The organism is Flavobacterium myungsuense (assembly GCF_042677265.1).
Taxonomy (GTDB): domain Bacteria; phylum Bacteroidota; class Bacteroidia; order Flavobacteriales; family Flavobacteriaceae; genus Flavobacterium; species Flavobacterium myungsuense.
This window is the reverse complement of sequence record NZ_JBHTIZ010000005.1, coordinates 434,990-461,000: the sequence shown is the minus strand read 5'-3', so window position 1 is coordinate 461,000 and position 26,011 is coordinate 434,990. Positions and strand designations below refer to the sequence as shown.

General features: G+C 28.2%; 23 protein-coding genes and 1 tRNA gene. 10 read left to right on the top strand and 14 right to left on the bottom strand.

The annotated features are described in order from the left end of the window. Window positions 1-18: 18 nt before the first annotated feature. The 4 genes from ACFQ0S_RS02510 to ACFQ0S_RS02495 are packed head-to-tail and all read right to left on the bottom strand — an operon-like array spanning window position 19 to window position 6,115. On the bottom strand, window positions 19-1,824 hold the full coding sequence (locus ACFQ0S_RS02510) for a peptide MFS transporter (RefSeq protein ID WP_379752919.1): 1,806 nt from the start codon (window positions 1,822-1,824) through the stop codon (window positions 19-21). A 7-nt stretch (window positions 1,825-1,831) separates the two neighbouring features. Beyond that, a complete protein-coding gene (locus ACFQ0S_RS02505; protein ID WP_379752916.1) occupies window positions 1,832-3,337 on the bottom strand; it encodes a peptide MFS transporter in 1,506 nt (501 codons plus the stop codon). Between the two features lie 57 nt (window positions 3,338-3,394). Then, window positions 3,395-3,934, bottom strand: coding sequence for an ORF6N domain-containing protein (locus tag ACFQ0S_RS02500; RefSeq protein ID WP_379752913.1), 540 nt, complete (start codon window positions 3,932-3,934; stop codon window positions 3,395-3,397). 3 nt (window positions 3,935-3,937) lie between these two features. Further along, window positions 3,938-6,115 carry a S9 family peptidase gene (locus ACFQ0S_RS02495; protein ID WP_379752910.1) on the bottom strand — a complete coding sequence of 726 codons (2,178 nt, stop codon included), beginning with the start codon at window positions 6,113-6,115 and terminating at the stop codon, window positions 3,938-3,940. Between the two features lie 156 nt (window positions 6,116-6,271). On the opposite strand from ACFQ0S_RS02495, the gene ACFQ0S_RS02490 reads away from it, so the two are divergent. The 4 genes from ACFQ0S_RS02490 to ACFQ0S_RS02475 are packed head-to-tail and all read left to right on the top strand — an operon-like array spanning window position 6,272 to window position 9,039. Beyond that, window positions 6,272-6,523, top strand: coding sequence for a hypothetical protein (locus tag ACFQ0S_RS02490; RefSeq protein ID WP_379752907.1), 252 nt, complete (start codon window positions 6,272-6,274; stop codon window positions 6,521-6,523). Continuing rightward, window positions 6,513-6,794 (top strand): type II toxin-antitoxin system RelE/ParE family toxin, encoded by a 282-nt coding sequence (locus ACFQ0S_RS02485; protein ID WP_379752904.1) that lies wholly within the window; start codon window positions 6,513-6,515, stop codon window positions 6,792-6,794. The genes ACFQ0S_RS02490 and ACFQ0S_RS02485 overlap by 11 nt, the downstream gene beginning before the upstream one ends. A 12-nt stretch (window positions 6,795-6,806) precedes the next feature. Further along, window positions 6,807-8,123, top strand: a complete 1,317-nt coding sequence (locus ACFQ0S_RS02480) for a hydroxymethylglutaryl-CoA reductase, degradative (protein ID WP_379752901.1) — start codon at window positions 6,807-6,809, stop codon at window positions 8,121-8,123. 4 nt (window positions 8,124-8,127) lie between these two features. Then, window positions 8,128-9,039 carry a GYDIA family GHMP kinase gene (locus ACFQ0S_RS02475; protein ID WP_379752898.1) on the top strand — a complete coding sequence of 304 codons (912 nt, stop codon included), beginning with the start codon at window positions 8,128-8,130 and terminating at the stop codon, window positions 9,037-9,039. A gap of 54 nt (window positions 9,040-9,093) precedes the next feature. Here the strand turns inward: ACFQ0S_RS02475 and ACFQ0S_RS02470 are convergent, their stop codons facing one another. The 6 genes from ACFQ0S_RS02470 to ACFQ0S_RS02445 form a co-directional block, all read right to left on the bottom strand. After that, on the bottom strand, window positions 9,094-11,190 hold the full coding sequence (locus tag ACFQ0S_RS02470; RefSeq protein ID WP_379752895.1) for a peptidylprolyl isomerase: 2,097 nt from the start codon (window positions 11,188-11,190) through the stop codon (window positions 9,094-9,096). A 108-nt stretch (window positions 11,191-11,298) separates the two neighbouring features. Next, window positions 11,299-12,558, bottom strand: a complete 1,260-nt coding sequence (locus tag ACFQ0S_RS02465) for a hemolysin family protein (protein ID WP_379752892.1) — start codon at window positions 12,556-12,558, stop codon at window positions 11,299-11,301. 9 nt (window positions 12,559-12,567) lie between these two features. After that, window positions 12,568-12,756 (bottom strand): hypothetical protein, encoded by a 189-nt coding sequence (locus ACFQ0S_RS02460; protein WP_379752889.1) that lies wholly within the window; start codon window positions 12,754-12,756, stop codon window positions 12,568-12,570. A 19-nt stretch (window positions 12,757-12,775) separates the two neighbouring features. Next, window positions 12,776-13,330: an LPS export ABC transporter periplasmic protein LptC gene (gene lptC / locus ACFQ0S_RS02455; protein ID WP_379752886.1), complete on the bottom strand. Its 555-nt coding sequence runs from the start codon at window positions 13,328-13,330 to the stop codon at window positions 12,776-12,778. A gap of 43 nt (window positions 13,331-13,373) precedes the next feature. Continuing rightward, window positions 13,374-14,624 (bottom strand): hypothetical protein, encoded by a 1,251-nt coding sequence (locus ACFQ0S_RS02450; RefSeq protein ID WP_379752883.1) that lies wholly within the window; start codon window positions 14,622-14,624, stop codon window positions 13,374-13,376. Beyond that, window positions 14,617-15,366 carry a type III pantothenate kinase gene (locus tag ACFQ0S_RS02445; protein ID WP_379752880.1) on the bottom strand — a complete coding sequence of 250 codons (750 nt, stop codon included), beginning with the start codon at window positions 15,364-15,366 and terminating at the stop codon, window positions 14,617-14,619. The genes ACFQ0S_RS02450 and ACFQ0S_RS02445 overlap by 8 nt, the downstream gene beginning before the upstream one ends. A 100-nt stretch (window positions 15,367-15,466) precedes the next feature. On the opposite strand from ACFQ0S_RS02445, the gene ACFQ0S_RS02440 reads away from it, so the two are divergent. From ACFQ0S_RS02440 to ACFQ0S_RS02430, 3 genes are all read left to right on the top strand, one after another. After that, window positions 15,467-15,542, top strand: a tRNA-Phe gene (locus tag ACFQ0S_RS02440). Between the two features lie 243 nt (window positions 15,543-15,785). Then, window positions 15,786-16,070 (top strand): hypothetical protein, encoded by a 285-nt coding sequence (locus ACFQ0S_RS02435; protein ID WP_379752877.1) that lies wholly within the window; start codon window positions 15,786-15,788, stop codon window positions 16,068-16,070. 468 nt (window positions 16,071-16,538) lie between these two features. Next, complete coding sequence (locus ACFQ0S_RS02430; protein WP_379752874.1) at window positions 16,539-17,519, top strand: hypothetical protein; 981 nt, start codon at window positions 16,539-16,541, stop codon at window positions 17,517-17,519. A 191-nt stretch (window positions 17,520-17,710) separates the two neighbouring features. Here ACFQ0S_RS02430 and ACFQ0S_RS02425 read toward each other — a convergent pair whose 3' ends face one another. After that, window positions 17,711-17,905 carry a hypothetical protein gene (locus tag ACFQ0S_RS02425; RefSeq protein WP_379752871.1) on the bottom strand — a complete coding sequence of 65 codons (195 nt, stop codon included), beginning with the start codon at window positions 17,903-17,905 and terminating at the stop codon, window positions 17,711-17,713. A 765-nt stretch (window positions 17,906-18,670) separates the two neighbouring features. Between ACFQ0S_RS02425 and ACFQ0S_RS02420 the strand changes: the two genes are divergently transcribed. From ACFQ0S_RS02420 to ACFQ0S_RS02410, 3 genes are all read left to right on the top strand, one after another. After that, complete coding sequence (locus ACFQ0S_RS02420) at window positions 18,671-22,465, top strand: type IIG restriction enzyme/methyltransferase (protein WP_379752868.1); 3,795 nt, start codon at window positions 18,671-18,673, stop codon at window positions 22,463-22,465. A gap of 169 nt (window positions 22,466-22,634) precedes the next feature. Beyond that, on the top strand, window positions 22,635-23,225 hold the full coding sequence (locus tag ACFQ0S_RS02415; RefSeq protein ID WP_379752866.1) for a tyrosine-type recombinase/integrase: 591 nt from the start codon (window positions 22,635-22,637) through the stop codon (window positions 23,223-23,225). 9 nt (window positions 23,226-23,234) lie between these two features. Next, a complete protein-coding gene (locus ACFQ0S_RS02410; protein ID WP_379752863.1) occupies window positions 23,235-23,417 on the top strand; it encodes a hypothetical protein in 183 nt (60 codons plus the stop codon). A gap of 4 nt (window positions 23,418-23,421) precedes the next feature. On the opposite strand, the gene ACFQ0S_RS02405 is transcribed toward ACFQ0S_RS02410, so the two are convergent. The 3 genes from ACFQ0S_RS02405 to ACFQ0S_RS02395 all read right to left on the bottom strand — a co-directional run bounded on the left by ACFQ0S_RS02405 (window position 23,422) and on the right by ACFQ0S_RS02395 (window position 25,987). Then, complete coding sequence (locus tag ACFQ0S_RS02405) at window positions 23,422-24,189, bottom strand: hypothetical protein (protein WP_379752860.1); 768 nt, start codon at window positions 24,187-24,189, stop codon at window positions 23,422-23,424. Then, complete coding sequence (locus tag ACFQ0S_RS02400; RefSeq protein WP_379752858.1) at window positions 24,189-25,703, bottom strand: tyrosine-type recombinase/integrase; 1,515 nt, start codon at window positions 25,701-25,703, stop codon at window positions 24,189-24,191. The genes ACFQ0S_RS02405 and ACFQ0S_RS02400 overlap by 1 nt, the downstream gene beginning before the upstream one ends. Before the next feature lie 116 nt (window positions 25,704-25,819). Then, window positions 25,820-25,987, bottom strand: a complete 168-nt coding sequence (locus tag ACFQ0S_RS02395; protein WP_379752855.1) for a hypothetical protein — start codon at window positions 25,985-25,987, stop codon at window positions 25,820-25,822. Window positions 25,988-26,011 lie beyond the last annotated feature (24 nt).

Sequence of the window (26,011 nt, the reverse complement as noted above, 5' to 3'; positions counted from 1 at the left end):
AAAAACCGTGCCTTAAATTTATCGGACACCATGCATTAATTTTTTTATAATTGGACCCATTATTATTGAAAAAGCAGCAACAACAAGAGAAATAATTGTTAACATCCAGAAAAAATAGCTCAATCCATGCTCATTGGCAATGGTATCAATATTTTCTCCAAACATCCCTGCTCCTTTCATTCCAATAGCTACTGCAAGATACCAAACTCCAAACATAAATGCAATCATTCTTGCTGGAACTAGCTTACTTACATAAGACAAACCTACTGGCGATATACACAATTCGGCCATTGTATGGAACAAATATACTAAAATCAACCATATCATACTCACTGATGCTGTTTTTGCTCCTGGTAAAATACCGTTTGCTCCAAAAGCTACACAAGCCATACCTAAAGCCAATAATCCCATACCAATTCCATACTTTAAATTGGCATTTGGATTGTATTTACTCTCCCACCATTTAGAAAACAAAGGTGCTAAAGTGATAATAAACAATGAGTTTAGTGTAGAAAACCAAGTTGCAGGAACTTCTGTTAAAGGCATTGTAACTTTATCAATTTTTAATAAAGATAATGTATCATCTGATAAAGATAAATATCCTGCTGTATAATAATCTTTTGCTAACATCCAGATGGCGATTGCCCATATAATTACAAAACTTATACTTAAAATGATATTGGCAATTGCATAATTTTTGAATGTTTGTTTAAATAATAAGTACAAAACCCATGTAATTATGGCCAATGGCAATATGGTTATTAATGAATTGATGATTAAAAAAGTCACACTCCAATTCCCTTCTAAAACTCTATTAGTGTAATCGTTTGCAAAAATGGTTAAGCTGTTTGGCGACTGCTCAAAAATTGCCCAAAAGAAAATAGTAAGAAAAGCGAAAAATGTAACTGCAATAAGTTTTTCTTTAGTGATTTGAGAATATTGTGTAAATCGATACATTAATAACCCTATAAACAATGCTAAAGCGGTAACAATAGCAATTGAATTTCCGTTTTCGCCCAGAAAACCAAATACATTTACTTTTCCTCCAGAAATTTTTGAGGCAGGATCGTTTAAAATCCATAACAATCCTAAAAGACAAGTTATAGTTATTACTACTAATTGTATTGATGTAAAAGGATTTCTTTTATCAGTATCAAGTGCTTCCGCTTTTGCTTTACTAGCAGCATTTGGTTTTAAACCAATATCTCCAAATATATTTTGAGACAACCAAAATTGTAAAGTACCGAAAAACATAAAAATTCCGGCTAAACCAAAACCATAACTCCAACCTACTTTTTCGCCAAGATAACCACAGAGTAAAATTCCGAAAAAGGCACCTGCATTTACACCCATATAAAATAAAGTATAAGCGCCATCTTTTTTCTCAGGTCTGTCTTTATACATTTCTGAAACTATAGAAGTCATATTAGGCTTAAAAAATCCGTTTCCAAAAACCAATAATACCAATCCTAAATAAATTGAAAAATGGGTTTCTAATGCCATTGAAGCATGACCAAGAGTCATTAGAGTTGCTCCCAAAACAATTGCCCAACGAAAACCAATAACTTTATCAGCGAAATATCCGCCTAACATGGTAGACAAATAAACCAATCCTACATAGGAACCAAATAAAGCTGACGCATTTTCGCGAGTCCATTCCCAACCTCCGTCAACTGCCGATGTTGTCAAGAATAATATTAATAAAGAACGCATTCCATAGAATGAAAATCGCTCCCACATTTCTGTAAAAAACAATACAAATAATCCTGCAGGATGACCAAGTACGGGATTTTTAAAAAACTGATCGGTTGAGTTTTGAGTCATATTATTTTTATTTTACTTCTTGCATTAGTTTTTTTATTAATGGCGATACTACAATTAATAATACTCCTGCAATTAATGCATAAATTGCTAGTTGATAATAGCCTTCGGTGTAGCCGTGAAGTTTAGTAATTAATGTTGCATTTTCATCAGGCGAAGACATTCCTGCACCTAATAAACCCGCAACATATTGCCCATAAGCACTTGCTAAAAACCACATCCCCATCATCATTCCTGACAACCTTTTAGGAGATAGTTTTGTCATAATTGACAATCCAATTGGGGATAAGCACAGTTCACCAAATGTTATTATTAAATAAGCAAAAGTAAAAACATTTAGAGAAGTAATTCCTTCTAAATTGGCAAAAAATCGCGTATAATAAAACACATAAAATGACAATGCTAAAAACAAAAATCCAATTCCAAATTTCAATACAGTGTTAGGCTCAATTTTCTTTTTTGCCATAGCTAGCCAAATTAATCCCAAAATTGGACTAAAAACAATTACAAATAAAGAATTAGAAGTATTGTTGATAATATTTGGATTTATTTCAAAAAATAAAAGTGAGCTATTCAAATTATTTTTGGCGAAAAGGGCTAATGACCCACCGCTTTGCTCAAAGAAAGCCCAAAAGATAACCGAAAAAAGAATGAATATAAATGCTGCAATTAATTTCTTTTGTGCTTTAATTTCTTTCTCTTTTATTGTTTCGTATATAAAATATAAAATCGCCAATGGACCAATGGTGTACATAAAATAATCAGTATAATCCGTATTTTTTATCATTATAAAAATTAATGGAATACTAATTAATGATCCAACATAAACCGCAATCTCATTTAAAGTTCTTTTAGAATTACTTAAATTCAGCAAAGGAGAATCGCCTATTGGTCCCAATGATTTTTTTATAATGATAAAAGTTACTAACCCAATAATCATTACAATTGCAGCTGATAAAAAAGCATAACTCCAACCATATTCTGGGCTTGTACCTAGATATACACAAACAGCTCCTCCAAGTAAAGCACCCAAATTTATTCCTGAATAAAACAACCCGAAACCGGCATCACGTCTGCTGTCGCCTTCTTTATAAAGTTCTCCTACCATTGAAGAAATATTGGGTTTAAAGAAACCAGTTCCAATAATAGACAACGTGATTCCTAAATAGAAAAAATCTTGAGGAGAAAAAGCAATAATTAAATTCCCAAGAATCATAACAATCGCTCCAAAAAGAAGTGATTTTTTAAATCCTAAAATTTTATCTGCAAAAATACCTCCAATAAAAGTAAATGCATATACAAAGGCCTGAATAGCTCCATATTTTAAATTTGCTTCTTTGTCAGATAAGGATAATCCTAATATTTGATCTGCCATAAAAATGGTTAAAACCCCACGCATTCCATAAAAACAGAATCTCTCCCACATTTCTACTAAAAACAAATACCACAACTGTTTTGGATATTTGCCTTCAAAATTTTGAATTTCTTCTAATGTTAATACATTTGTTTTAGTCATCTCTATAAATTTTCTTTGATAAAATTAGTCATTTTGTTATACAATTGAATTCTGGGATTATTTCTTATATCCTATTTTTACTCTTTCTGGTTTAGCATCAGAGCTATTAGTATCTGTAATTAAAAACTGAATTGCTTCAAAAATATCTTCAAATTGTTTATCATATTTAGTTTCCAATTCTTGAATATGGCTTGTAAGGTTTTCTATATTTAAAAGCGTTTTTCTTAAAGCTACAAACGCTCTCACTATAGCAATATTCATTTTTCTTGCTTTTGGACTTCGCAAAATACTTGCTAACATTGTAACCCCGTGTTCTGTAAAAGCATATGGCAAATATTTTCCTGTTCTATTTTTCGGTAAATCCATCATCACAATTTGTGATGATGAGGATGTAATCACAGATTGTGATGACAGACGTTCCCATTCTTCTTTAGTTAATCTAAACATGAAATCTTCAGGAAAACTATCGATATTTCTTTTTATTGCTTGGTTTAATACTCTAGTTTCCACTTCATAAAGTTCTGCTAAATCAAAATCAAGCATAACCTTAATGCCATTAATCTCATATATTTTATTTTGAATGGTAACTAAATGCATGAATTATAAATTTTCTTTGATAAAATTAGTCATTTTATTATACAATTGAATTCTGGTTTTTCCGCCGTAAATACCATGATTATTGTCTGGATATATTTGCGAATCAAATTGTTTATTGGCTTGAATTAAGGCTTCCATCATTTGCATAGCATTTTGAACATGCACATTATCATCGCCTGAGCCATGAATTAAAAGTAATTTTCCTTTGAGTTTATCTACATGATTTATTGGAGAGTTTTCGTCATAACCACTTGGGTTTTCTTGTGGAGTTTGCATGTATCTCTCGGTGTAAATAGTATCGTAAAATCTCCAATTGGTTACCGGAGCAACGGCAATAGCCATTTTAAACACATCTGAGCCTTTCAAAATACAATTTAAAGACATGAAGCCTCCAAAACTCCATCCAAAAATTCCGATTCTAGATTGATCTATATATGGATACTTTCCTAACACTTTTGCAGCGTCAATTTGATCTTCTACTTCGTATTTTCCTAATTCTTTTTGAGTACATTTTTTAAATTCAGCTCCTTTAAATCCGGTTCCTCTTCCGTCAACACAAGCAACAATATATCCTTGTTCAGCCAACATCATAAACCAATAATCATCAGTGCTGTTCCATTCGTTATTGACTTGTTGTGAACCAGGTCCGGAATATTGATACATAAAAACCGGATATTTTTTTGAAGCATCAAAATTCTTAGGCTTTATCATCCAAGCATTGAGTTCGTTTCCTTTTGGAGTTTTTAAAACAAAAAATTCTTTCGACGGTAAATTATAGTTTTTGAGTTTTGTAGCTAATGCTTCATTGTTTTCGATAACTTGAACTAATTTTCCTGATTTAGATTCATTTAATGTATAAGTTGTGGGCTGAGTTGCACTAGAAAAAGTGGTGATAAAATATTGAAAATTCGGGCTAAAAGTTGCCGAGTTTGTTCCAGTATTTTGAGACAATCGCACCTTATTTTTTCCATCAAGGCCTATTTTATAAATATCTCTATTAATAGAACCATTCTCCACCGATTGGTAAAAAATAGTTTTAGTTTTCTCATCAAAACCATAGTAAGAGGTTACTTCCCAGTTTCCTTTTGTAACTTGATTTTTTAATTTCCCCGTTTTATCGTATACATAAATGTGGTTGTGACCGTCTTTCTCAGATGTCCAAATAAAGCTATTATCTTTTAAAAAGGTTAAGTTATCGGTATCAATAAAATCAATATAGGCTTTGTCTTTTTCGTTAAGCACTACTTTGGTTGTTCCTGTAGTGCTATCAACAAACAATAAATCTAAATTGTCTTGGTGACGATTTAATACTTTTGCTGATAAAATATTGGAGTCATTAGTCCACTCTATTCTTGGAATGTAAAAATCATTGTATTTTGAAAGATCAATTTCTTTAGTTGAAAAACCAGCAACATCATAAATATGCAAAGAAACCAATGAATTTTTTTCACCTGCTTTCGGATATTTAAAGGTTTCAATAGTTGGATACAAGTCTTTTCTAAACATCGACATCGAAAATTCTGGCACTTGACTTTCATCGAAACGGATATACGCAATTTTTTTACTGTCAGCACTCCAATCAAAAGCTTTTACAAAAGCAAATTCTTCTTCATAAACCCAATCTGTAATTGCGTTTATAATTTCGTTTTTCTTGCCGTCAGTTGTTATTTGAACTGATTTTTTTGACTCAATATCGTAAACAAAAAGATTGTTTTCTTTGGCATAGGCTATTTTTTTTCCATCGGGAGAGAAAGTCGGTTCTTGTATTTGATAATCAAATAATTTTGTTAACTCTTTAGTTGTAGTATTGTATAAATAATAATCGGCAGTAAACGAATAACGGTAAATTTGATTGGTATTGTTTGCAATTAAAATCAATTTTTCATCAGAATTGAAAGAATAACTATCAATGCCATCAGCTAATTCTTTTTGGTCTTTAGTATCTATAAGTGTGGCTACTTTTTTTAAGTTGGCAAAATCATATAAGTCTATTTGCATACTTCTAGAAGCTCTGTCAAAATTTAATACGGTATATTGATTGGTATTTTTCATAGACTGCAATTCGTCCATTCCTTTGGCTCGAAAAACACCTGAATAAATTCCTTCAACAGTTATTTTTTGTTGGGCAACAACCGAAAAACTCAATAAAAAAAGAATGCAAATAATTTTGATTGATCTCATAGATTATAGTTAAATATAAAAGTCATCAATTTTAGTGAAAAATTTACACATAATGGCAAATATGAATATTAATTTCTATCATAGAAAAAAAGAATCAAGTGCCAAAACCAAGTTTTATATCAATTTTTTATTAATTTTGAATTAAATAAAAAGAATATGGAAACTATCAAAATTGAATTTCAATCTAATATAAAAGAAAAACTAATTGAATTTTTAAATTCTTTTTCTAAAAGCGAGTTGCAAATTATTGAAGAAGACATGGGTTTTTCGGATAATAAAGCTTTTAATGAACATAGAGAACTTCTGCATTTAGAAGTCAAAAAAATAGAATCAGGAGAAAGCAAATTATACTATATTGACGAATTAAATGACATGTTAGAAAAAACAATTTCTAAATATGAAAATTAATTTTTCTGAAAATTTTTATTTTTTACTAAACGAAATAATTGATTTCATATCGAAAGACAAACCAGAAGCCGCCAGAAAATTTAAGAAAGATTTAATCGTTGCAATCAAAAAAGATTTAAAATTCCCTTACAATTACAAAAAATCTTTTTATTTTGACGACGATACTTTTCGAGGCTATACTCACAAAGGTTATACTATAACATACAAAATTAATGATGAGAAACAATTAGTTCTTGTTATTGGTCTTATTAAGAATAAAAATCCCTACTAGAAAAAAATTACAATGCCAAACCAAATCGCTGGATTTTCTAAATTATCCAAACAAGAAAAAATAAACTGGATTGCCAAAGAATATTTCTCTAATCCTTCAGAAGCTATTTCATTACTTAAAAGATATTGGAATGCTGACGAAAAACTGCAACAATTGCATGATGAATTTATAGAAAACACCATAACTAATTTTTATTTACCTCTGGGGATCGCTCCAAATTTCCTAATCAACGGGAAACAGTATACCATTCCAATGGCTATTGAAGAAAGTTCTGTTGTGGCTGCCGCATCAAAATCAGCTAAATTTTGGGCTAGTCGTGGCGGATTTAAAACTACTGTTTTAAGTACCGAAAAAATTGGGCAGGTTCATTTTATATTTTCAGGAGATAGTTCAAAACTTGATAAATTCTTTTTAGAAATAAAAGATAAATGCATTTCTGCTACTGAGAGCATAACTAAAAATATGCAAAAGCGTGGCGGAGGCATTCTAGATATTGAGTTAAGAAACAAGACTCATTTAATAGAAAATTACTACCAATTGCATGCAACTTTTGAAACAGTTGATTCAATGGGAGCCAATTTTATCAATTCATGCTTAGAGCAATTTGCCAAAACTTTAAAAGAGGAAGCGTTGTTGAATGACGCTTTTTCAGAAGCAGAAAAAAACATTCAAATAGTGATGAGTATTTTGTCTAATTATGTTCCTAATTGTATTGTTCGAGCCGAAGTTTCTTGTAGGGTGGAAGAATTAATTGAAAAAAACATTCCAAATGCTCAAGATTTTGCTAAAAAATTCGTGAGAGCTGTTCAAATAGCCGAAGTAGAACCATTTCGTGCGGTAACGCACAACAAAGGAATTATGAACGGAATTGACGCTGTAGTACTTGCAACGGGTAATGATTTTCGTGCTGTAGAAGCTGGAATTCATGCTTATGCAGCCAGAAATGGTCAGTATTCAAGTTTATCACATGCTAAAATTGAAAATGATGTTTTTTACTTTTGGATGGAAATTCCATTGGCATTAGGAACCGTTGGCGGATTAACTTCGTTGCATCCGTTAGTTAAATTTTGTTTAGAAATGCTCGAAAAACCTAATGCTAAGGAATTAATGCAAATAGTCGCCGTTGCTGGTTTAGCTCAGAATTTTGCAGCTTTACGGTCATTAACTACAACGGGAATTCAAGAAGGACATATGAAAATGCACCTCAATAATATTATTAATCAATTTGAAGCAACTGCTGAAGAACGAATCTTGATTACCAATCATTTTAAAGAAAATGTAGTTTCACATGCCGCTGTTGTTGAATTTATTGAAAACTTAAGAAAATAAAACGTTGGAACAAACATTCTACAGCAACGGAAAACTATTAATTTCTAGTGAATATCTAGTTTTAGATGGCGCTAAAGCACTTGCATTACCTACAAAATTCGGTCAGAATTTAATAGTAGAAGAAGGAAAAAACAAAGAAATTGTTTGGAAAAGTTTTGATAAAGACAACAGTATTTGGTTTAATGAAACCCTTTTATTTTCTGAGATTATTGAAAAAAAAACCTTCGAAAGTCAAACTGAAAAAAATACGTTAATCGCTATTTTGCATGAAGCATTTCTATTGAATCCTAATTACATCAATTTGTCAGAAGGATACAATGTAACAACACAATTGACATTTCCTAAATTTTGGGGTTTAGGCACCTCATCAACACTAATAAACAATATAGCGCAATGGATAAAAATTGATGCGTTTACTTTGCTTAAAAACAGTTTTGGTGGCAGCGGTTATGACATAGCTTGCGCACAAAACAACACGCCAATTCTTTATCAATTAGTAAACGGAAAACCAATTGTAGCATCAGTAGTTTTTAATCCTAGTTTTACCAACCAATTGTATTTTGTTTATCTCAACAAAAAACAAAGCAGCAAAAATGCGATTGCCTCTTATTATAAGAAACAAAATGATATTTTTCCATTCATTACTAAAATAAACACCATTACCAATACAATTCTACATTCAAAAGAAATTGAATCGTTTATTTCTGAGATTGAAAATCACGAAATAATTCTAAGTGAAATTCTAGAAACAAAAACGGTAAAAGAAACATTATTTTCAGATTTTTCAGGAACTATTAAAAGTCTTGGTGCTTGGGGAGGTGATTTTGTTTTAGCGGTTTCAAAAGAGAATCCTTCTGCTTATTTTAAAGAAAAAGGGTTTGAAACTATTCTAACCTATGAAGAAATGATATTATAAAAAAATCCCAACAAGTTAAAAACGAGTTGGGATTTTTTATTGATTGAATTGAATTTAATAATTAAACTGAGCTCTATTGTCTTCTATTTCAGCTTCAGCTTTTAAAGCTGGAATTACTCTACCTGAATAAGAAGAAGTTTGTGATTTTACTTTTGCAATATAATCGGTATGGTTTTTTAAAGCTGGTGCTTTAGTAACCAATTTTGTTTGAATTACGAATACTCCAGAATTTCCTTCAATTGGAGCAGAAAGTTTATTTACTGCCGAAGCAAAAGCAATTCCGACTACTTTTTTCTCTTGACCTACATTTGGTATACTTGCATTTTCTAAATTTACATCTAAGGCTTGTTGAACTGTTGACGCATTTGATTTTGCAATAGCAGCTAATGAAGCTCCTTTCATTTTTGCAGTAATTAAAGCCGCTTTTTTCTTGTTTCTAAGAATTGGTTCAATTCCTGGTCGAGCATCATCGATAGGTGTTAATCCTTTTTCGTAAATTTTCTTTAGTTTAGCAATAATATTACCAACATTTGCAATCTCAAATCGTTTTACATCACCAACTTTTGTACTGCTTTCAAAAGCCCATCTAACGATTTGTCTTTGGTTCCCTGCGCTACCAAAATTTTCATCCATTGCTTTTACTTTTACAGCTGGGTTTACTGTTAACTTAGCTTCTTTAGCTACTTTTTCGAAATCTTTTTCGTTAGCATCCATTTCAAACTTAACTGCCGATTGGTAAATTTTATCTGTTGTAGCATCAGATGGTTCTATTTTTTGGGCAATGGTAGCTAAACGAACACCGTCTTGATTGTCAGTAATATTAATGATATGGAAACCAAAATCAGTTTCAACCAAACCTATTTTACCAACTGGATTATTAAATACAAAATCATTGAATGGTTTTACCATCTGACCTGGAGAAAAATAGCCTAAATCGCCACCTTGTTGTGAAGAAGAATCATCAGAATTAGAGAAAGCCATCATTAAAAAACTAGAAGGATTAGCTTGAATTTGTGCGAATAACATATCTGCTTTTGCTTTTGCTTCTGCTTTAGTTCTTTTCTCTTTTTTGTTAGGCACTTGCGTTCCTTCATAACTAATCAAGATATGACTTGCTTTTGCATTAATCCCTGCTTTTCTTCCTAATGATTTAGTGATGCAGTAGTATTCGCCTTTCATGTAAGGCCCATAAATTTCTCCTTGAGGCAAATTATACAATTGTTCAGCACTTTCTGCAGGTAAATCTTTTTTAGCAACATAAGTTGAATCGTATGGAAGATCCGAATTTTCGTTTACAAATTCAACTGCATTTACTGCTTCTCTAAATCCTGGTAAAGTATCGTTTTTAGCAGTTGCTTGATTGTAAATTACTCTAGTATTTAATAATGAATTTACTGTAGTTTTTACTTCGTTTTCGTCTTGTGCTGAAGCTTTATCAGCAATTAAAACGTATTCCAGCTCACGAGATTCTTCGGCTTTGTATTTTTTCTCGTTTTTCTTCATGTATTCTGTGATTTCAGCATCTGAAATTTTCACATCGGTATCTTTTAAAGAAGAAAATAAAACAGAAACAAAATCAAAGTTTACTTTATTGGCTTCCATTTCATATTTAAGCTTTCCTTCGCTTTCAGTTGTATAAAGTCCCGCTTTAACTAACGTATTGTATAATTGATACTTCGAATTAAGATCGGCATCTTTTTCTCTATCCTTAACATATTGTGCTTGCTCAGGATTTGATTTAAAATATTCTTTAAACTTTGCTAAATCAAAAACGCCTTTGGTTTGAAACATTGGGTTTTGTCCTATATTTTGATCGGCTTTAAACGCTTCAAGAATGTGTTTTTCTCCAACTCTAATCCCTAATTTATCAAATTCGGCAGATAATAAAGCAATCGAAACTTCTTGATCCCAAACTCTATTCGCAGCTTGAGTAGCCGTCATACCTTGCTGACCACTTTTCTCAACATTACTAACTTTAATTCTAAAATCTTCAAAAGAAATATCTTTTCCGTTAATGCTTCCAACATCTTTTGAAGTACTGCTAAAACCACCACTGTTGAACAAATCTCCAATAATGAATGCTAATAAACAAAAGCCAATAACGAGTATCAGTAGGAGTGAACGTTGTCTAATTTTTTGTAAAACTGCCATTTTTATAGTTGTTAATTTTAAATTCAGTTTGCGAAAATACAATTATCTATTTAATAACCATAACTGTATAGTTATAATTTTCAAGAATTTTAATTCTTTTTTTTAAAATTATTCTTTAATCGTTAGTTTAACCAATTCTATTTTCTTATTTGTGGCTTCTTCTATGGTAAAATGAAATTTATCAATTACTATTTGTTCTCCTTTTAAAGGAATCTCTTTTGTAAAATCGACAATAAAACCACCCAGAGTTCCGTAAGAGTCACTTTCAGGAATATTCAATTTGAAAGTTTGATTTAAATATTCAACATCAAATCGAGTTGAAAACAAATAAACTCCATCTTCTAGTTCTTTTTCTATTAATTCTTCAACATCATCATGTTCGTCTTCTATTTCTCCAAATAGTTCTTCAACAATATCTTCAACAGTAATTATTCCTGAAGTGCCGCCATATTCATCGAGAACAACAGCAATACTTTTTCTTTTTTTTGTGAGTATATTCAAAACATCTTTTATAAAAATGGTTTCTGGAACAAATTCTACAGGAATCAAGATCGATTTGATACTTCTTGGCTTTTTGAATAATTCGAATGAATGCACATAACCTATAATGTCATCATGTGAACTTTGATGCACCAAAATTTTGGAATAACCGGTTTTTATAAACATTTCTTTTAAATCAGAAATAGAATCATAAATATCTACCGCTACAAGTTCTGTTCTAGGAGTCATGATATCTCTAGCCTTAACTCCCGAAAATCCTAAAGCATTTTGAAAAATTTGAATTTCGGAATCAACATTTTCGTGATCTTCAACAGTACTCATTTGTTCGGTAATGTAGTTTCCTAATTCTACTTTCGTAAAAAAGAGTTGCACCTGGTCGCCTTGAGTTTTAAAGAATCGTCGCAGAATAAAATCGGATATCCAAAGTATAAAAGTAGAGACAACATAAAAGAGTTTGTAGAACAAATACGCAGGAAGTGCGAAAAATTTAATCAAACTATTAGAATAGATTTGAAAAAAAACTTTTGGTAAAAACTCAGCGGTTACAAGAACTATAAACGTTGAAACTGCTGTTTGTATCAACAAATTCGACAACTCTGAGAAATGATACGGTACTGTTTTTATCCAAACCATTAACAAATCACCCATAAAAAAACCATAAACTACAAGTGCAATATTGTTTCCAATAAGCATTGCCGCTATAAACTTAGATGGTTTTTCTGTAAGTTTTGTGAGTATTTGAGAAATAAAATTGTCTTGTTTTTTTTCTATTTCAAGATAAATTTTATTAGAAGAAATGAAAGCAATTTCCATTCCTGAGAAAAAAGCGCAAAAGAACAAACATAGTATTATAATACTAATTTCCATTTCTTATGGTTACTTGTTAGCGTTATTGTCAAATTTTTTAGCAAATTTTCTTCTGAAAAAAAACATAAAAATAGCTACTGCAGCAATTATAAAATTAAGCCATGGCGATTCTGAAGTTCCTATTTTAGTAAAGCCTACATATATAAATAAGATGCCAAAAACCAAATAAATGTATTGTGTGTATTTTAGATAATTCATTGTAATTTTTATTTAATAATTATTCCGATTGGTCGACTTCTCCTTTTATCTTTTGGGAATTTACAATTTTAAAGTCCTTACTAAAATCGATTCCCTCACCAAAGGAAACTCCTTTCGGGTCTGTAAATTTAAACTTTTTTTGCGTAAAAAACCATTCGTTTTTTTGGTCAAAATACAATTGCTCGGTTTCTAAAAATTGTCCTGTTTCAGTTGTAATTTTGACGTTTCCTCTTAAATCAATGACATCGGTTCCTTTAAAAGAGAGTGCATAATCGGCAACGACAAAAGTTCGCTTGCTTTTAGCGTCATATAAGGTTACATCTATTCCCTTTGGAAATTCGGTAAACGGAAACTCAACATTAGAATAGTCGAGCATTTTTGGACTTATAAGTATTGATTTAATTCTGCCTGAATCGGTATATTTCAAATTAAAATTATCTGCTTCGCCACTTGGTGTAAACTCCGAATAATTAATTTTTTGAATCTCTTTAAAATTGCTCTCGCAACCTAAGAGCACCAAAAAAGTACCGATAAGAAAAAGAAAAAAAACTAATTTATGATTGTTATATTTCATCCTAAAATATAGTTTACACTAAAAACAGAAAAGTTACTACGAATTAATCGTATTTTCTTCTTACAAACCATTTATCATTCAAAGATAAACTAATCAAGATATTGGTATAGTTTTCTTCAATTAAATTGGATTTCGTTGTACCCCGTTTTCCTAATTCAACTCCAAAATTAAGATTAGAGAAAGTGCCCCCTAAAGGCAATCCTAAACCAGCCGTAAAAGCATAATCATTGATTGACTGATTGTTAATTACCAAACCTGTATTTTCATATCGAAAACCACCTCGGTAAGTAACTTTTTTGAAATAGCTTGTAAAAGAATTGTAGTTTGGAATATAAAAACCGCCCAGACTGTATTTTACCGCATTCTCATATGTAACATTATTGGCAACACTCAATCTATTGCTAAATGTATTACTTTCTTGAAAAGTAACTTCGCTACCAACAAGCCATTTCCTGCTTTGTCCCAACCCTGCCCCGAAGGAATATTTACTAGGCAATTTGATAGTAGTTTTAGAAGTTTGCGCGTCTAGAAAATCTATAGGTATTGGAGTAAAATCTCCTAAATAACGAATCGAAAAAAGATTACTTGTATTGTTAGAACTTAAATTACTTTGTGGGGTAAAAGTAAGTGCGCTATAAAATTGGGTGTTCTTATTTATTTTGGTAGTATACATTGCTCCAAAATTAATTGTAAGCCCTGACATTTCTGATACATTCGTTTCTTGAGAACCATCATTTTGTGTAGCCCGTAAGTATTTAATACTATTGGTTTCTATTCGCCCAAAATTATAAGAAAGTTCGGTTCCTATACTTAATCTTGGCGTTATTTGATAGCCCAAGCCTAAAAAGGCTTTATTCAATCCTCCGTCACCAGTATAACGCCTTGTAATATTGTTTACATCATCTTCTTTTTTTATCTTGTATCCAACAGTTGAATAGGGAAGCAATCCAAATGCTAAACCAAATTTTTTCATTGGTATAGCAACCGCTAAATAATCTAGTGAAGATCTTTGTGCTTTTTCGTTAGCCGAATTAGAATTAAATTGTGTCGCATTAAAAGTTCCTCCAATAGTAAAAGTTGATAATTTTATACTAGCATAAGAGGCCGGATTTTGCAGATTGACATGAATACTATCCGGAAGAATAGCAAGGCCTCCCATAGCACTATTTTCATGTGTCCCTTTAAATTTAACATCACCAACTCCAAAAAAGGAATAAGGAGAAGCAGAACCATTTTGTGAAAAAGACACTATAGAAAAAAGTAAAAATAGAGGCAATATAAATTTTCTAATCATTTTTAGTTATGTATAGATAGATTTGATTTAAACTTTCGAGAAGAAAATTTGAATTGGCAAATATGGTATTTTTAAATCGTTTAGCCAAAAAATCTGAGTCTCCTCCCGTTAAAATTATTATAAATTGTGGATATTTCTTTCTATACTCATTGACAAATCCTTCAATTTCAAAAACAACCCCATTTATCACACCAGAATGAATAGATTTTTGTGTACTACTGCCAATTAAATTTTGCTGTTCATTAGACAGAACATTTTCTAATGTTAAAAGAGGTAAATTAGCGGTATAGTGATGCAACGATTCGTACCGTAAACGAATTCCTGGTGCAATAGCGCCACCAAGATAACAATCAGCATCATCAATAAAATCATAAGTAATACAAGTTCCGGCATCAATAACCAATCGGTTTTGTTTCGGGAATTGCAGCACAGCACCCGCAGCAAGAACCATTCTGTCAATTCCTAAAGTATGTGGCGTTTCATATAAATTTTGGAAAGGGAACAGCGTTTCGTGAGTAACAAAATGTACATTTATTTTAGTATTTAAAGCCAAAAAATCATCTTTATCTCTATTTCCTACAGAGGCAACAATCATATCGGTCACTTTAGGATAAGAATCTAAAATAGTTTTACTGTTTTTTAGAAAGGCTACATTAGAAAAAAATACAGTCTCTAAAAGGGTATTACCCTCAAAAACAGCGGCTTTAATTCTAGTATTTCCAACATCAATTACTAAAAGCATCATTTGAATTTTAGAATGCGAAGATACGATTTGATTTTTTTTAATAATTGTTTTGTATAAATTAAAAATCGTTCTATATTTGCAACCGCTTAAAGCAAGAGGTACCTTAGCTCAGATGGTAGAGCAATGGACTGAAAATCCATGTGTCCCTGGTTCGATCCCTGGAGGTACCACCACAAGAAACACTTTAACAAGTTGTAAAACAACAAGTTAAGGTGTTTTTTTATTTTGTGAGTGAAACATTAGAGTGAAACATTTTTATATTTTTTTTATTCTCTTTGTATGAAAATGTACATACAAGTTTATACAAAAGTGTTTTTTTTCTGTAAAAAATCCATTGTTTCTAAAACAACTAAATCCCTTTTTCATATATAATTTAAAGTTGATCCAAATCAATTTAAAAAATTAATATTTAGAATATGAAAAAGAAAAAATTCCATTTACACACAACCTTTCTGAAATATCTTTTAGAAAAGTATGAAAGTCAGGAACTTCCTGATGAGGAAACTAATGTTTCAAACAAAAATCTTGAAGATGAATTTGATGAAATAATTAATGGTAAAGAGATTAAAAAAGATGAGGTTCAAGATGAAATTGAAGATGATGAAGATGATGAAAACATTGAAAACCTTGTTAGAGAATACCAATTATTGGAGAAAATACATAAGTTAAAATCAAATGGTAGAGTTTATAAAAGGAAGTAAGAAACTATATGATATTCAATCTATGATAAAAATATTGAATATTAATAAGTCAAAAATACAAAGAGAATTAAAGTCAATTGATGGTGAAATTGTCAAGTATAAAAACTTACATCTACACCCAGAGAAAACTTTATTTAGTCTTATGGAAAGAATACTTATAGAAAAATTAGAAAAGTCTAATGATAAATTTTGAAAGAATAAAGAACTTAAATGAATTAATTAAAAAGAATAAAGAGAAATTAAAAACTGAAACTGAATTTCAACAAAAGGAGGTTTTGAAACTCAAAATTTCTATTGATGAACTGAAAATAAAAATTGAGAAATTGAAATATTAAATTAACCTACCTCTAACAAGGTAGGTAGTTTAAATAAAATTAAAACAATATAAACCTTACTATCTTTGACTTTACAATAAAAACAAAACAAAAATTATGTATTACATAAAACAAAACAATATTAACCTCAACAATGACAAATTATGTAATTAACATAGACAAACTAAAACTCATATTCAATAATGAAAATATAGAATTAAAAGACAAAGGAGGTTTTGAATTTATCACTCAAACTGATAATAAATATTCAATTACTCATCAAAAAAACATATTGGTAAGATACAGAGGAAATGATTTTTGTTTCTTATTACACAAAGACAAATTAAGACCTGATTCATCAAAAATAAGTTTGTTAAACCAATCACTTTACATTGATGATTTCAATTTGATTCTAACAAAGTTTATTTCACTTTTCAACATTACAGATTATAAAACCTCAACACTTGAAATTTCAATAAACACTAATAAAAAAATAACAAGAAATTATTACCAACACTATTTCAATAAGAAAATCATTTGTGAAAAAGGGTTTGAAAGTTATAGTTATGTTCCAACTGAAAACAGATTCACAAACATTGTATTGAATGATACTATTTATATCAAAAAAAATAAATCACCAATTGAAATAAGAATTGAAAATAAAACTAATGAGATTAAACATCACTCTATGAAACATTATATTTTAAACTATTATAATCAAAGAGGATTAACATTAGAAAAAGATATTTACAGATTAGAAATGAAAATTGATTTAGTTAGTTTAAGAAGAAGTTCAAGATATTCTCAATATCAAAACAATTTAGAATTTTGGGATATAATAAGTAGTAATAAACATTCTAAACTGACTTATTTAGAACAAGGAAAATATAGTAAAGTATCTATTTCAAATCCTTATGAAATTGACATTCATAGAATGAATGATGAGTTATATTTAGGATCTTTGTTTGATTATTTTTCACCTTTCAATTATGAGAAATTAATAAAATTTAATACCCAAATTGAAAATATAAAATTTGAGAATAGAATTACCAAGACTAAAACAAGAAATTTAAAATCTAATTCAAAATATGATTTCAATAAAGAGTTTGATGATATAGATGATATTTTTGAATAATTAAATAAACACTCCCAAATCAAACCAAATTATATCAAATGATAGTTTGTATGGAATTTATATTAAAACCTCCCAGAACCTCATATTTCAAACCAAAACATACAAAAACATACAAAAAGAGGTTTGACATAAGTTAAACTTGGTTATTTTTAATAAAACAAAAAAGAGGTCTCACTTGAAGGAGACCTCTTTTATCTATTCCATTTAGAGTATATCTTACCTAATTTTTTTATTATTTTAAGACATTCTTTATCTGTTAGTTCTTCTAGTTGTACATTGACCCAGTATTCAGGGTCATCTAATAAACTAATCATCTCAATAAATGTTTCATCAGGATAGATGTTCCACATTCTACTAACTTCTTTTTGGAGTTTTGTTGTTTTCATTTTTTTTATTTGTTTTAATTTGTTAAATTTTAATTTGTGTGTTTTTACTTAATAACATTTTTTTCATCTCTAATGTTGAGAGTTGTTTTTCTTTACTTTCTGTTTTCATAATTTTATTCATTATTAATTTTTTTTAATTCTATAAAAGAACAAGTATATCTATTGTCTTTATAACTACATAGTGTGAATACATATCCATTTGATGATATAGATTTCCCCCTACTATAATTAAAACTATACATCTTATTCAAATTAGTTTTTATCATATCATTACAAGTATTAAAGTAAGATTCAAAACTCATATTCAAATCACAAGAATTGACTAAACTTGAACTATTTTTATCATAATACATTACACCATTTATCTGTGTGTTTTTATTTAAATTCATTTTATTATTTTTTATTTTATTGTTAGTAATTATTAAACAAATCAATCCCACCTCAACAAGTTGAGTTTTTTAAATTTTTAATGTTGTCTAGACAAGTGAAAATCTTTTAATGTATTAATATAGAGATTAATACAAGATGTGTTTCTGATTTCTTTTACAAAGATAATATCAAAAAAAAAGAAAAAAAAGTCAAAAAAATTTGGAAATTTGGAACCCCTGATGAACACTAAAAAACTTTTTTTTATTTTTTTTTTAGAATAAATAAGAGAGTATATTTTGTTGGATTTTTGACTAAATCTTAATTTTTCCATTGTTTTTTTGTTAATTTGTATTTATCCTATTCAATAGGAATAATTTTACACTTAAATCTTTTACAATGTTAGAATTTCAGTTAGTCAAACCTCAAAAAACTATTAATCCATCATTCTATAATGAGAGTATAATTGAGGATGAAATTATTAGAAGTATTGAACTAATTTCAAAATTCAATGAAATAACAAATAAGACTATTGAATTAAAACAAGATGAGGAACATCATAAAGGAAATTTAAAAGAATTTCTTTTAGATTTATATTATCCAAGTAGTTCTTATAAAGTAAATAATAAGTCCTATAAAGGTAATATGGGTTCTGATTTAGTAATCTATGAAAAGAAGGATTCAGATAAATCAAAAGTTATTATTGAAGTCAAAATACCAAACTCAAAAGATATGATTTCAATGTCAATGAATGGTTTTATTAAGAAATCATTTGTTGAAACTATCCTATATTATATGTGGGAAAGGGAAATAGAAAAAAATAATGAATTAACACATATTATAATCACTGATTTAAAAAACATCTTTGTTTTTTCATCACAGGACTTTTATACTTTTTTCAAAGATAAAAACATCAAAAATATTTTCAAGAAAACAATAATTGAAAAAGGATTTGATAAGAATGGAACAGATGAGTTTTATAAATTAATGATGGAGTATATACCTAACATTGATACAATTATAAAATATAATGTTTTTAATTTTGATAAATTAATTGACAATAGAGATGAATTAATTGATTTTTTAAAAACATTAAATCCTATTCATTTATTAAAAGAATCATTTAAGAATGATAGTAATTCACTAAACACAAACTTTTATAGAGAATTACTTTATATCATTGGATTAGAGGAAAATACCATTAAGGGAAAAACTCTAATTACAAGAATGAAAAAACCAATAAAGGGAACAATTATTGAATCTGTAATTTCAAAAATTGAATCTGAAAATCTTTATGAAAATATTGATAATCCTGATAATGTTGATGGTGAAACTTATGATGAAAAATTATTTAACCTTTCATTAGAACTATCAATTACTTGGATAAATAGAATTTTATTTTTAAAACTTTTAGAATCAAAGTTAATCAGTTATAATAACAATGTTGATGAGAATAAATATAAGTTCTTAAACATTGAAACTCTAAAAGATTATGATGACTTGAATACATTGTTTTTTAATGTTCTAAATGAACCTATAAAAACAAGAAATCCTCAAATTCAATCTAAATTTAACTTAATCCCATATCTTAATAGTTCTCTTTTTGAAACTACTGAATTAGAAAGAAAGTTAATAAGAATTTCAGGACTTCCTGATGATGATACTATTCCAGTATTCAACAAAACAAAAGTTGTTAATGATGTTGATGGTAAAGTAATAAAAGATAAAAGTCTAAATACTTTTGAGTATTTAATAAAGTTTCTTAATACATATAATTTTGGTGTATCAGGAAATAAAAAAATTGTAAAGTATAAAAAGGATTTAATTAATTCATCTGTACTGGGGTTAATCTTTGAAAAGATTAATGGATACAAAGAAGGTAGTTTTTATACTCCTGGTTTCTGTACTAACAATATGTCTAAATCATTGATTGAAAATGTTGTTTTAGATAAATTCAACAAACAATACAACTGGGATTGTACCTCAATAGAACAACTACAAACTTATTTGAATTATTCAAAAAGTAGTGAGTATAATGAAATATTAGATAGTATTAAAATTTGTGATCCAAGTGTTGGTTCTGGACACTTTTTGGTTTCTTGTTTGAATCAATTTTTAAGAATAAAATCTGAAATGGGTTTATTACTTAATAGTTATTCTATTTATATTGAAAAAGATGAGTTGTATATCAAAGACAGAGATAATAATCTAATTGAATATAAAATTGGAGTTGATGGATTACCATCAAAAGAACTACAAAAAATTCAAGAAACTCTTTTTAATGAAAAGAAAAAAATTATTGAAAAATCTTTGTTTGGAGTTGATATAAATCCAAACTCTGTAAAGATTTGTAGATTAAGATTGTGGATTGAATTATTGAAAAATTCATATTACACAGAAAAGTCTAACTATAAAGAATTAAAGACATTACCAAACATTGATATAAACATCAAACAAGGAAATTCACTAATTCATAGATTTCCATTAAATGAGAACTTAAAAGACATTCTAAAAACAACTAAAATATCTGTAAAAGATTATTTAGAAAAAGTTAATCAGTACAAAGAAACTGATGATAAACAAATTAAAAAAGAGATTCAAAAACAAGTTGATGACATCAAGAAAAATATTGTTTTAGAATTGGATATTGAATTAAATAAAAACCTACAAAAGTTTAAAGGTGAACTATTTATTTTAGAACAAAAAATTACTCAATTAGATTTGTTAGGTTTTGAAATAAGAGATAAAGAACTTAAAGATTTAAACAATAAAAAGAAAAAAATAAACATTACATCAGGTGAGTTAAATCATATTTTAGATACTCAAAATTTCAAAAACTCTTTTGAATGGAGAATTGAATTTCCAGAGGTTTTAGATAGTGAAGGAAACTTTATTGGTTTTGATATTATTATTGGAAATCCTCCTTACATAAAAGAAAAAGATGGTAAGAAAATATTTGAACCAATAAGAAAAAGTGGTGTTTGGAATCACATCATTGAAGGTAAAATGGATTATTGGTTTTTCTTTTTACATCTTGGTTTTGATTTATTAAAAACTGATGGTAGAATGTCTTACATAACAAATTCATATTGGACAAAGAGTACTGGGTCAAGTAAATTGATTTCAAGAATAAAAGAGGAACTCACAATTTCTGAAATTATTAATTTTAAAGATTATAAAATCTTTGATGAGGTTGTGGGTAATCATATGATTCACTATTACATAAATAATCAATATGATGAATATCCAACTATGATAAAAGAAATTACAGATGATTTTGATGAGGAAAAATTCATCTTTAATGAAAGTGAAAGAGAGTATAAAACAATATTCACAGAGGATAATAAATTGAATTTTGAAGAGGAACATTCTATACAATATGATAATTGTGATGTTTTAAAAAATTTATTTGATGTTAGTCAAGGACTAATTGAATCACCTGACAAACTTTCTAAATCAATGTTAGATGGTAAAAATAATGGACTAAATGTTGGTGATGGTGTTTTTGTATTGTCTGAATCTGAACAAGTACAAATAGGATTTAATGAACAAGAACAAAAAGATTTATTGAAAAAATATATGTACCCATTGAATGTTGGGAAATACAAGATAAATTATACTGGTGAGAAACTAATTTTTTCTGATAAGTTTTTGAATGAAAAAGATATAAAAGATGGTGTTAAATATCCAAATGTAAAAAATCATTTAGACAGATTAACAGATTTCATAACCTCATCAAATAAACCATATTCATTACATAGACCAAGGATTAAAAAAATCAAAAATGATGATGAGGTAATAAGAGTAAATATTTTTGAACAAGAAAAATTAATTTGTAAGGGAATGTTTGATACTCCTGAATTTACTTATGATGATAAAAACTTTTATGTTGGTTTTTCTTTTTCAATCATCTACAAAAAAGAGGAAAATTATTCTTTAAAATATCTTTTAAGTATTCTTAATTCAGATTTTGGTAAGAGATGGTTTCACAAAGAAGGTAAAAAAAGAGGAATTGGTGTTGATATTGGTGTAGGTGTGTTTCAAAAGTTCCCAGTCAAGAAAATTTCTTATGATGAACAAATGAAGTTTGAAAAAATAGTTGATGAGATTATTTCAAACAAAGAAAATGATATTGAAACATTAGAACTTGAACAAACTTTGGATAATATGGTTAATGAATTATATGGTTCATAAAATTATTTATACTTCTCCTTATACTTTTGACAAAAGTATAAGGTGATTAGTATTGATAATCAAGTAGTTATATATTTTTTACTACTTTAACTTATACTTTTGTCATTTTTATTAGGTAAGTATAAGTTATGTCCTTAAATTTGTATCATAATAATAACAAATAGAAATTATGAGTATCAAAGGACAAAATACAACTACAACATATATTGAATGGAATGATTTCATTTCATTAATCACAAGATTAGAAAAAGATGAGAATTACAAATTCTGTCTTTTAGTTTCAATTGGTGTTTTTACTGGTTTAAGGATTTCAGATTTATTAACTCTTACTTATTCAGATTTATTGAATAATGAAACTTTCACATTGAGAGAGATGAAAACAAAAAAACAAAGAAGTATTAAAGTGAATAAAGACTTAAAAGATATTGTTAGTAGGATTGTTTCAAAATCTAATATAACTAACTTAAATCAACTTATATTCATTAACAAGTATGGAACTAAATCAATTGATAAATCTTATGTGAATGTAAAACTTAAAGAGTTAGTGAAAAAGTATAGAATAAAATTAGATGGTAATGTTTCAACACATACTTTTAGAAAAACACTTGGTAGAAGGGTAATGGAAGTAAATAATTACTCAAATGAAAGTTTAGTTCTATTGATGGAATTGTTTGGTCATTCAAGTATGAGTATTACAAAAAGATACTTGGGGATTAGAGAACAAGAAATTCACAATGTTTATGATAGTTTAACTTTTTAATTTCAAAAAATGAATACAACATTACAATACAAAGACTTAAAAGATATGATTGATGAGAAATTAAATCTATTAAATGAGAAATTAAAAAATCATCAAGATAGTTTCAATCAAAACCCCACAAATTGGGGTTTTGTTGGAGACCTTCAAAACATTAGTAATACACTTGATGAGGTTCTTAAATCATTGAAATAGTTTATTATTTATTATATTTTATTCTTAATGATGAATCATTGAATAAATAAGATTCAAAAAGTCCTTTCATATAATTTTTCTGATGTTTCATAATTTTCAAATTACCACTATGATTAGGTAGAAAATCATAATATTTTATGGAATTCATTTTTTCTTCACTTCCAACCATAAAATAGAATCCAAATTTATTTATATAAAAAGTGTACTGAATAATACCATTTGTTTTACTTTTTTCTATTGGTAAAATAGTATTAATCAAATCATTTTCTTTATCCATAATTGAAGTTAAAATTGGATAATCATTTACTTCTTTACAATCATCATTAAGTATCATTAATCTTATTCTCTCATTATGTTTATCTCCCAAATCAACATTTTTATAATCTAAATGATTTGTTATTGAGGACCTCCAAAGAATTGATAAAAGACCTAATTTATATTGTTTATAATCAATATTTTTTAAATGAATTATTGAAAAAGAGTTTGTTTCTTCAATAAAATAATTGTCTGATTCAATTTCCTTGAATAAAAAATTTTCAAGATACTTTTCATAAACTGAAATCTTTATTTCACAAGTTTTACATAAAAGACCTTCCTCATAAAAATAATCAGACATTCTTTTTTGTTTAATTTTATCATTAGGTCTTAATTGAACCATTTTATCATTTCCTTTTAACCCTTTTAAATCTTTAAAAAGAAATTTAGGATAAATATGTGATTTAACTAAACCTATATTTTCACTCAAACACAATTTACAATTTCCTATTATCATCAAAATATTTTATTAAATTTCTTGGTCATTTCATCATTCTCACTTATAACTCTATTGTCAAGGAAATCACTTACATAGTGTTCTGTTGAACTTAATCCAGTATGACCTAGATTTCTGGAAATTGTATATATGTCTTTTCCTGTGTGTTCAATCATCAATCCAGTATAAGTATGTCTTGATAGATGTGTAGTTAATACTTTATTCAAACCACATCTTTCTTGTAATTTTTTTAATTGTTTATTGTAGATAGTTGTCTTGGATGACATCTGATTATACTGATATTTAGAAAGAATATGTTTTTCACTACCAAATTGAACATTCTCAAATATTTTATCATCAAGAATAGGAAACACAAACTTACTTGGATTTTTTAATGAATATTCTCTGATTTCCATCTCTAATTTCATTTTTATCAGATTCTTTTTCTCATTCTTTAAATCTAACCAAGTTTGTAATAACCTTTCAATGTTTTCATCAACTTTATTAATACCTTTCATTACATCACTTATATTAATATATTTAGAAATGTTTTCTTTTGTGATTAATTCATAATGTTTTTCAATTTCTTGGTAAGTCATATTATAATCAACTCCTTCAATTGAAAAATTTAATTTAGTATTAAGTATTTTATTTCCATTTGGGAAATAATCTACCAATCTAAAAAGTATGACATCATTTAATGAAACAAGATGAGGTACTTTTGTTTTGAATTGATAAAAAACAATATTCCCTGATACTAAATTCCCCCATCTCAAAGTAATCAAATCACTTACCCTCATACCTTGACTAAAAATTTGAAACAAAAAGTAGTTTTTAGTATTATAAAGGGGGTCATTTTTATCTATGTTAGTGTTAAAAATTGTTTCAATCTCAACCTTTGTCAATGGGTCTTTATTTACAGGTGTTTTCTTTTTATTTATTCTTAAAAATGGATCTATGTCAGTATCATAAACATAAAGTTCAATTCCTTTCTTAAATACATTCTTTGTTGTTTTTAAATATTTAATACAAGTATTTGTTGATAAATCTTTAGTACATTTTAAATAAGTTTCAAAATCTCTGATAAAAAAAGTTGTGAGTTCTGAAAACAATAAATCTTTTTTATCCAATGTTTTTAAAAAACTCATTAGATGAAAATAACTTGTCTTGTGAGATTTATAAGAACCTATTTCTCTCCTTGATTGAAGGTATAATAATTGGTTTTCAAAAAAATTAATAAAAGAAACTTTTTCATTTGATTCCTTTTCAATTTTCTCTACATAATTTTCAGGTACTTTACTATCTGTGAATTTTAATTCATCTATTTTATCTTTAATGAGATTAGTCAATCTTTCATACTCTTTATAATTACTTCTTACCTCTCCCTTCTTTTTATTCCAATAAATTTCTTTTAGTGATTCACTCAAAGTAAAATAAGTAGATTTTCTGTTTTCTGTTCTCCTAACTTGAATTACTCCAAAGTTGTCAGTTGAAAATTTCTTTTTCAAATAAGGTGTGTAAGTTATTTTAGTCATAATTTCTTTTTTAAAAATTAACTAAAACAAAGATAGTGTAAAACAAGTGTAAAACATATTTGTGTTACACTTGTTTTTTGTTTTTTCTATGTGTTTGTTTTACAATGTTTTACATATTAAAAAAACAAGAATAGTATAACTGGAGGGAATGCACATAATGCTGGTGGTGGTGGTGGTGGAAATGGAGGTTCGGGAGGTGTAGGTGGAAATGGAATTGAACGCGTTTGGGGAGTAGATTTTCCTAATGGAGGTCGTCCAGGCATCCAAGTTCCTAATATTCCCAATAAAATATTCTTAGGTGGCGGTGG

Coding starts and splice junctions, on each gene's coding strand:
- ACFQ0S_RS02510 (WP_379752919.1), bottom strand. CDS start 1,824: ATGACTCAAAACTCAACCGATCAGTTTTTTAAAAATCCCGTACTTGGT.
- ACFQ0S_RS02505 (WP_379752916.1), bottom strand. CDS start 3,337: ATGACTAAAACAAATGTATTAACATTAGAAGAAATTCAAAATTTTGAA.
- ACFQ0S_RS02500 (WP_379752913.1), bottom strand. CDS start 3,934: ATGCATTTAGTTACCATTCAAAATAAAATATATGAGATTAATGGCATT.
- ACFQ0S_RS02495 (WP_379752910.1), bottom strand. CDS start 6,115: ATGAGATCAATCAAAATTATTTGCATTCTTTTTTTATTGAGTTTTTCG.
- ACFQ0S_RS02490 (WP_379752907.1), top strand. CDS start 6,272: ATGGAAACTATCAAAATTGAATTTCAATCTAATATAAAAGAAAAACTA.
- ACFQ0S_RS02485 (WP_379752904.1), top strand. CDS start 6,513: ATGAAAATTAATTTTTCTGAAAATTTTTATTTTTTACTAAACGAAATA.
- ACFQ0S_RS02480 (WP_379752901.1), top strand. CDS start 6,807: ATGCCAAACCAAATCGCTGGATTTTCTAAATTATCCAAACAAGAAAAA.
- ACFQ0S_RS02470 (WP_379752895.1), bottom strand. CDS start 11,190: ATGGCAGTTTTACAAAAAATTAGACAACGTTCACTCCTACTGATACTC.
- ACFQ0S_RS02465 (WP_379752892.1), bottom strand. CDS start 12,558: ATGGAAATTAGTATTATAATACTATGTTTGTTCTTTTGCGCTTTTTTC.
- ACFQ0S_RS02460 (WP_379752889.1), bottom strand. CDS start 12,756: ATGAATTATCTAAAATACACACAATACATTTATTTGGTTTTTGGCATC.
- lptC (WP_379752886.1), bottom strand. CDS start 13,330: ATGAAATATAACAATCATAAATTAGTTTTTTTTCTTTTTCTTATCGGT.
- ACFQ0S_RS02450 (WP_379752883.1), bottom strand. CDS start 14,624: ATGATTAGAAAATTTATATTGCCTCTATTTTTACTTTTTTCTATAGTG.
- ACFQ0S_RS02445 (WP_379752880.1), bottom strand. CDS start 15,366: ATGCTTTTAGTAATTGATGTTGGAAATACTAGAATTAAAGCCGCTGTT.
- ACFQ0S_RS02435 (WP_379752877.1), top strand. CDS start 15,786: ATGAAAAAGAAAAAATTCCATTTACACACAACCTTTCTGAAATATCTT.
- ACFQ0S_RS02430 (WP_379752874.1), top strand. CDS start 16,539: ATGACAAATTATGTAATTAACATAGACAAACTAAAACTCATATTCAAT.
- ACFQ0S_RS02425 (WP_379752871.1), bottom strand. CDS start 17,905: ATGAAAACAACAAAACTCCAAAAAGAAGTTAGTAGAATGTGGAACATC.
- ACFQ0S_RS02420 (WP_379752868.1), top strand. CDS start 18,671: ATGTTAGAATTTCAGTTAGTCAAACCTCAAAAAACTATTAATCCATCA.
- ACFQ0S_RS02415 (WP_379752866.1), top strand. CDS start 22,635: ATGAGTATCAAAGGACAAAATACAACTACAACATATATTGAATGGAAT.
- ACFQ0S_RS02410 (WP_379752863.1), top strand. CDS start 23,235: ATGAATACAACATTACAATACAAAGACTTAAAAGATATGATTGATGAG.
- ACFQ0S_RS02405 (WP_379752860.1), bottom strand. CDS start 24,189: ATGATAATAGGAAATTGTAAATTGTGTTTGAGTGAAAATATAGGTTTA.
- ACFQ0S_RS02400 (WP_379752858.1), bottom strand. CDS start 25,703: ATGACTAAAATAACTTACACACCTTATTTGAAAAAGAAATTTTCAACT.